We start from the raw sequence: 5,753 nt of genomic DNA on the forward strand, positions 1-5,753 counted from the left end.
AGTTGCCCGTTGATGTTTTTCAAGAAAAGGTTGACAATCTCGAATTAGAAGATACCAAGACTTTGCTTTTGGGGATGATGATACCTGATAAAAAATCGTAAATTTGGATAAGGATTAAATTGTTGATTCAATGAGTATTCATGCAGAGAAAATAAGACTGGCTAAATTACTTCTGGAAACGGAAAACCCTAAAATTATTGAGTCTATTAAGAAGATATTTTTATCTGAAGAGAGTCATGACTTTTGGGATGAATTATCTGATGAACAAAAAGAAGAAATCAATAAAGCCACTCAAGAGATTGAAGAAGGAAAGGTGGTTAGTTATGAGTCTTTTATTGAAAAACACAAGCTAACTGCGGTAAGTCTCTGATAAGATTTACTTCTCCTCTTTGTTGTAAATTCTGAAAGATACTCCCAGGTTGCCGTAAACGGATCTGAATGAAGTGAGCACATCGTCAAACCCAAAATCAAAATCGAATTGTAGGTTGGGCGTTGCCTGGTAATAAAAACCGGCCTCTGCAATTCCGCGCCACTTGTCTTCAATATCGTTATAACCGGCAGCACCCAGGAAAACACCTCCTTTGGTCAGAACCGGAATCACGAAATTCATCGATCCCTTTAGGTTTGGAGTTTCATAGATGCTCGTGTAAAAAACAGATAACGTTGGATTTAGACTGTATTTTCCCGCGATTGAATGATTACTGGTGATGATGAGCTCGGGGAGATTGTCGGTGTATTCAAAGCCGTCAGATACCCACGGAGTATGGTAGATCACCCCAACAGCTAAATCGGGTCGCCAGCCTTTTTGCTCGAGAATGTTCGCCCTCACTCCAATTCGCCACGCGCTCAGCGAATTAGTTAAATCAGAGGTTTCAGCAGTAGTTGTCTTGTTTGTTTGCCGATATGTGATTTCATTCCTCAGCAGTGAGAAATCGGTAGAGACTTCAATTCGTTCAGCGATCCCAAAACGGATAGAGCTGACAAAGCCTGTTTTTTGATCTCGGTTTCCAAGAAAATTTTCATAACCCGGCTCTTCGTACATGGAGCCAAAAAGGCCTGATTCTACCTGAAAAACATTCTTACCAACTGTGAGGGCATTGTAAGATTGCCCGGGTCTATCGGTTTGAATTGATTCCCGGAATTGAGCAAAAATTGATGTGTTAAGAGCCAGTAAGGCAATAATTAGTATGTAGCGCATTAAGATAGAGTAAAAGCGGTAAGTTCTGGATCTGTTCTGTACTCTTCAGCCATCTCTTCGACAGCCTTTTCTATTTCATTGTCCACTTCTTTTTCTCTTATCGGCTTTAGTACTTCTTCCATTAACTTAATTCTTTCTTCAACCGGAAGTTTGGTTATTTGATTAAAAATATCCTGAACACTCATACTTTCAAAGTTACTAATTTCATTTCAGTATCTTGACGAGAAATTAACAATTCAAACTTATCCTAACTTCAGTTGTTTCCTGTGGGATTGCTAATTTAGCCCACTTTGGATCAAAGGTGATAAAATTCGTCTTTTGTAACGAAAAAACATAGTGATTTCCTTAATTGTAAACATATGCAAAAAATAACCTTTCTCGCTCTAATCCTCTTTGCTCAAACGCTTTTCGGTCAGAACCCTGAGTGGGACGCGGCACGCATCAGGCATGAAATGGAAAAGCTGAACACAGTTGGCAATGTCCTGTATTTGGCAGCCCATCCCGATGACGAAAACACACGCCTTATAACATGGTTAGCAAACGAGAAAAAAGTGCGAGCAGCATATCTTTCGCTCACAAGAGGAGATGGCGGACAAAACCTAATTGGCGATGAAAAAGGTCCGCTCATGGGGTTGGTCAGAACCCAGGAGTTGATGGAAGCCCGCAACAACGATGGAGGAGAGCAGTTTTTTACACGAGCACTCGATTTTGGATACAGTAAAACAGCAGAGGAAACATTTGAAAAATGGAATCGCGATAGTATTCTGGCCGATGTCGTTTACACCATTCGCCAGTTCAAACCTGATGTGATTGTAACGCGTTTCCCGCCAAACGGATATGCCGGTCACGGGCATCACACAGCATCGGCAATGTTAGCAGATGAAGCTTTTGAAGCAGCAGCTGATCCAACTCAGTTTTCAGCCTCAGCCGAGAAATTTGGAGCATGGCAGGTAAAACGCCTCTTCTTTAACGCCAGTTCATGGTGGGATAAAGACATCGCTGAACGTGCTGATGAATACGTGACAGTAAACGTTGGAAAATACAATCCGCTTCTCGGGAAAGAATACACTGTGATTGCAGCTGAAAGTCGAAGTCAGCACCGCAGCCAGGGATTTGGTGATGCACGTGATCGCGGTGAATCGATCGAATACCTCGAGTTACGCAAGGGTGATGAAGTAAAATCAAACTCGATGTTTGAGGATATCGACCTTTCGTGGGACAGAGTTAAAGGAAGCAGACAAGTTCAAAAGATGCTCGATAAAGCGCTTGAGAGCTACGATCCTCAAAACCCGGATGCCAGCATCCCGGCTCTGACCGATATTTATTTTGCGATCAAAGAATTACGGGATTTTCATCAAAAAGAATACAAACTCAATCAGTGCAAAGAACTCATCGCAGCCTGTGGTGGATTTTGGTTTGAGTTCCTCGCTGAAAAAGACAAAGTCGCAGCGAACACTGAGGTTCCCGTAAAATTTGAAGCCATTTCACAACTCAACAGCCAGCTTAAACTCAAAGAGATCAAGGTTGGCGAAAAGTCGTGGACTGTCAACGAAGAACTCGGCAATGAGGTCACGGCTCTGACCGATACACTAAAAGTAACAGACCAAAAAACAGTGCCCTACTGGCTTTGGTCAGATCCTGAGCACAATATGTTCCCTATTCCGGTTCCTGAGTGGCGCAACATGCCTGAGACGCCAGCAGTTTTTCAGGCAGATTTTATCATTGAAACCGAAAAAGGCGATATCCCATTTTCACGCGATATCCGCTACAAATGGGTGAGCCGAAAGGACGGAGAACTCTACAAACCGTTTCATATCATTCCGCAGGTTACCGTTACGCCTGATGAAAAAACAGTGCTTTTTGGCAGCATGGAGCCAAAAGAGGTAACGGTGAAAGTGAAAACGTACAATGCACCTCAGGAAAAGGTAATTGTAAAACCACAACTACCTGAGGGCTGGATTGCAAAGCCGGAATATATCGAAAAGAGAGATGTAGGAAAAGGACAAACTTTCTTTGCGACTTTCACCCTTTTCCCGACTGAAAATCAAGGGAACATTGAAATGAACTTTTTGGTGAATGGCGAAAAAGCGCACGACATTAAAGAAATCGATTACCGACATATCGAAAACCAACTCGTTACGCCAAAAGCTTCTATCAATCTTGTGAGGGCTGATATCAAAACTGTAGGCGATAGAATTGGTTACATCATGGGATCTGGTGATGAGGTGCCAACAGCGCTCGAGCAAATGGGATACAGCGTTGATATTCTCGATCCCGAGCGACTCACGCTCGATGTGTTAAATGATTACAGTTCAGTTGTGCTGGGTGTTCGTGTTTACAACACCACTCCGGCTATTATCGACCTTCACGGAACATTGAACAAGTATGTGAAACAAGGCGGGAATCTTGTTGTCCAGTATAACAAAAGTTACGGATTAATCAGCGAAGAAATTGGTCCATTTGACTTGAAAATTGGTCGTTCTCGTGTAACTGTTGAGGAAGCTCCGGTTGCATTTTTGAATCGGGAACACGAGTTGTTTAAATCACCAAACAAAATCACCGAAAATGATTTTGACGGCTGGGTCCAGGAACGCGGACTTTATTTCCCCGAAGAATGGAGCGATGATTACGAGGCGTTAATCGGCTGGAACGATCCCGGTGAAGACATGAAAAAAGGAGCATTACTCGCTGCTGAATATGGAAAAGGAAGGTTCGTTTACACCGGAATCAGCTTCTTTAGAGAGCTTCCTGCCGGAGTTCCCGGAGCGTTCAGGCTTTTCGCGAATATTGTGAGTTATGCTCCGCAAGCTGTTAATGGTCAGAACCAAAAGAACGATGAATAAACCCGATATCGAAGATAAAGTAAAATCGCCACCGGTTTTCAAGAGCTGGAAAGGGCTTTACATTTTTGTGTTGGCTTTCCTGCTGATCCAGATTGTAGCGTACTGGTTTATTTCAAACATTTGGTAAAGCACATGTCATGACACTCACCGATTGGATCATTCTCGCTGGAACACTTTTGTTTATCGTTGGTTACGGGGCCTGGAAAACGCGCAAAAACAAGAGTATTTCCGGGTATTTGAAGGGTGACAACCAACAAAACTGGTGGACGATTGGGTTGTCGATAATGGCGACACAGGCCAGCGCAATTACTTTTTTGAGTACGCCCGGGCAGGCATTTGAAAGTGGGATGGGATTCGTTCAGTTTTATTTTGGATTGCCCATTGCAGCTGTGATTATCTCGGCTGTTTTTATTCCCATTTACTATAAGCTCAACGTTTATACAGCTTACGAATATCTCGAGAGCCGTTTCGGTTTGCCGACCCGGCTTTTTACTGCGATGCTGTTTTTGATTTCACGCGGGTTAGCGGCCGGAATCACCATTTACGCTCCGGCAATTATTCTTTCGACCTTGCTCGGCTGGAACCTCTATTTGACCAATGTTCTTGTTGGTGTGTTGGTTATCGTTTATGTAGTATCCGGAGGGACCAGAGCCGTAAGTCTCACCCAAAAATGGCAAATGGGCGTGATCATGGGCGGGATGTTCCTCGCGTTTGGATTAATCATTTCCTATTTACCTGATGAGCTCGACTTTGGCGAGGCCGTAAACCTTGCCGGTGAAATGGGGAAAATGGAAATTGTTGACACGACTTTCAACCTCGAAAATCGTTACACTTTGTGGACCGGTCTTTTGGGAGGTTTCTTTTTGGCACTTTCGTATTTTGGAACAGATCAGTCTCAGGTTCAGCGTTACCTGGGAGGGAAATCGGTGGCTGAGTCCCGGTTTGGATTGTTGTTCAACGGGCTTTTAAAAGTCCCGATGCAACTCTTCATCCTGTTTGTGGGCATCATGGTTTTCGTGTTTTTCCAGTTCAATGAACCGCCAGCATTTTTCAATCGCCCCGGGATGAAAGAAGCTCTTCAAACTGAGCACGCACAAAAGATCAAAGATCTTGAAAGCGAGTACAGTTCACTTTATTCTGAAAAGGAAAATGCGCTCACGACCTACATGCTGGAAGAAGGATCTGAAAAACAACAGGCACTGGAAAAAGCGAAAAACATTCAGAACCAATCGGATGAGGTGCGGTCAGAGCTCAAGCAAACCCTCAAAAAAGCCGATCCGCTAATCGAGACAAAAGATACCGATTATGTCTTCCTGACATTCATTTTAGGCTACATGCCACAGGGAGTTGTGGGGCTTTTGCTGGCGGTGATTTTATCTGCAGCAATGTCAAGTACAGCCGGAGAGATCAATGCGCTTTGCTCCACGACAATGGTCGATTATTACAAGCGATTATCAGGAAAGACGAGCAGTGAAGTGAATGAAGTTCGCATGTCGCGGTTTTTCACTTTGGTTTGGGGTATTTTGGCGATAACCGTTGCACTCTCGGCAAGTTTATTTGAGAACTTGATTCAGCTCGTGAATTTGCTCGGTAGTTTATTTTACGGAACAATTCTGGGAATTTTCCTCGTGGCATTTTTCCTCAAAAAAATCGGTGGCCGACCAACGCTTTGGGCCGGTGTTTTGGGCGAAATCGCTGTATTGACCTGTCAT

At 43.6% G+C, this 5,753-nt stretch carries 6 protein-coding genes; 4 read left to right on the forward strand and 2 right to left on the reverse strand.

Annotation, left to right across the window (positions count from 1 at the left end; translation table 11 throughout):
• Positions 1-130: 130 nt before the first annotated feature.
• Positions 131-370 carry a hypothetical protein gene (locus RI557_RS11210; RefSeq protein WP_310683834.1) on the forward strand — a complete coding sequence of 80 codons (240 nt, stop codon included), beginning with the start codon at positions 131-133 and terminating at the stop codon, positions 368-370.
• Between the two features lie 6 nt (positions 371-376).
• Here RI557_RS11210 and RI557_RS11215 read toward each other — a convergent pair whose 3' ends face one another.
• Entirely contained in the window at positions 377-1,198 is an 822-nt protein-coding gene (locus RI557_RS11215) for a hypothetical protein (RefSeq protein WP_310683836.1), read from the reverse strand.
• Positions 1,198-1,320 carry a hypothetical protein gene (locus RI557_RS11220; protein WP_310668635.1) on the reverse strand — a complete coding sequence of 41 codons (123 nt, stop codon included), beginning with the start codon at positions 1,318-1,320 and terminating at the stop codon, positions 1,198-1,200. The genes RI557_RS11215 and RI557_RS11220 overlap by 1 nt, the downstream gene beginning before the upstream one ends.
• A 237-nt stretch (positions 1,321-1,557) precedes the next feature.
• On the opposite strand from RI557_RS11220, the gene RI557_RS11225 reads away from it, so the two are divergent.
• From RI557_RS11225 to RI557_RS11235, 3 genes are all read left to right on the forward strand, one after another.
• The gene (locus RI557_RS11225) at positions 1,558-4,041 is read left to right on the forward strand and encodes a PIG-L family deacetylase (RefSeq protein WP_310683839.1); all 2,484 of its coding nucleotides are present in this window, start codon (positions 1,558-1,560) and stop codon (positions 4,039-4,041) included.
• Entirely contained in the window at positions 4,034-4,168 is a 135-nt protein-coding gene (locus RI557_RS11230; protein ID WP_310668637.1) for a hypothetical protein, read from the forward strand. Before RI557_RS11225 ends, RI557_RS11230 begins: the two co-directional genes overlap by 8 nt.
• Before the next feature lie 10 nt (positions 4,169-4,178).
• Positions 4,179-5,753, forward strand: a 1,575-nt coding sequence (locus RI557_RS11235) for a sodium:solute symporter (RefSeq protein WP_310683842.1), incomplete at its 3' end; no start/stop codon positions are given.

The sequence above is a fragment of the Salibacter sp. genome (genome assembly GCF_031581065.1).
Taxonomy (GTDB): Bacteria; Bacteroidota; Bacteroidia; order Flavobacteriales_G; family Salibacteraceae; genus Salibacter.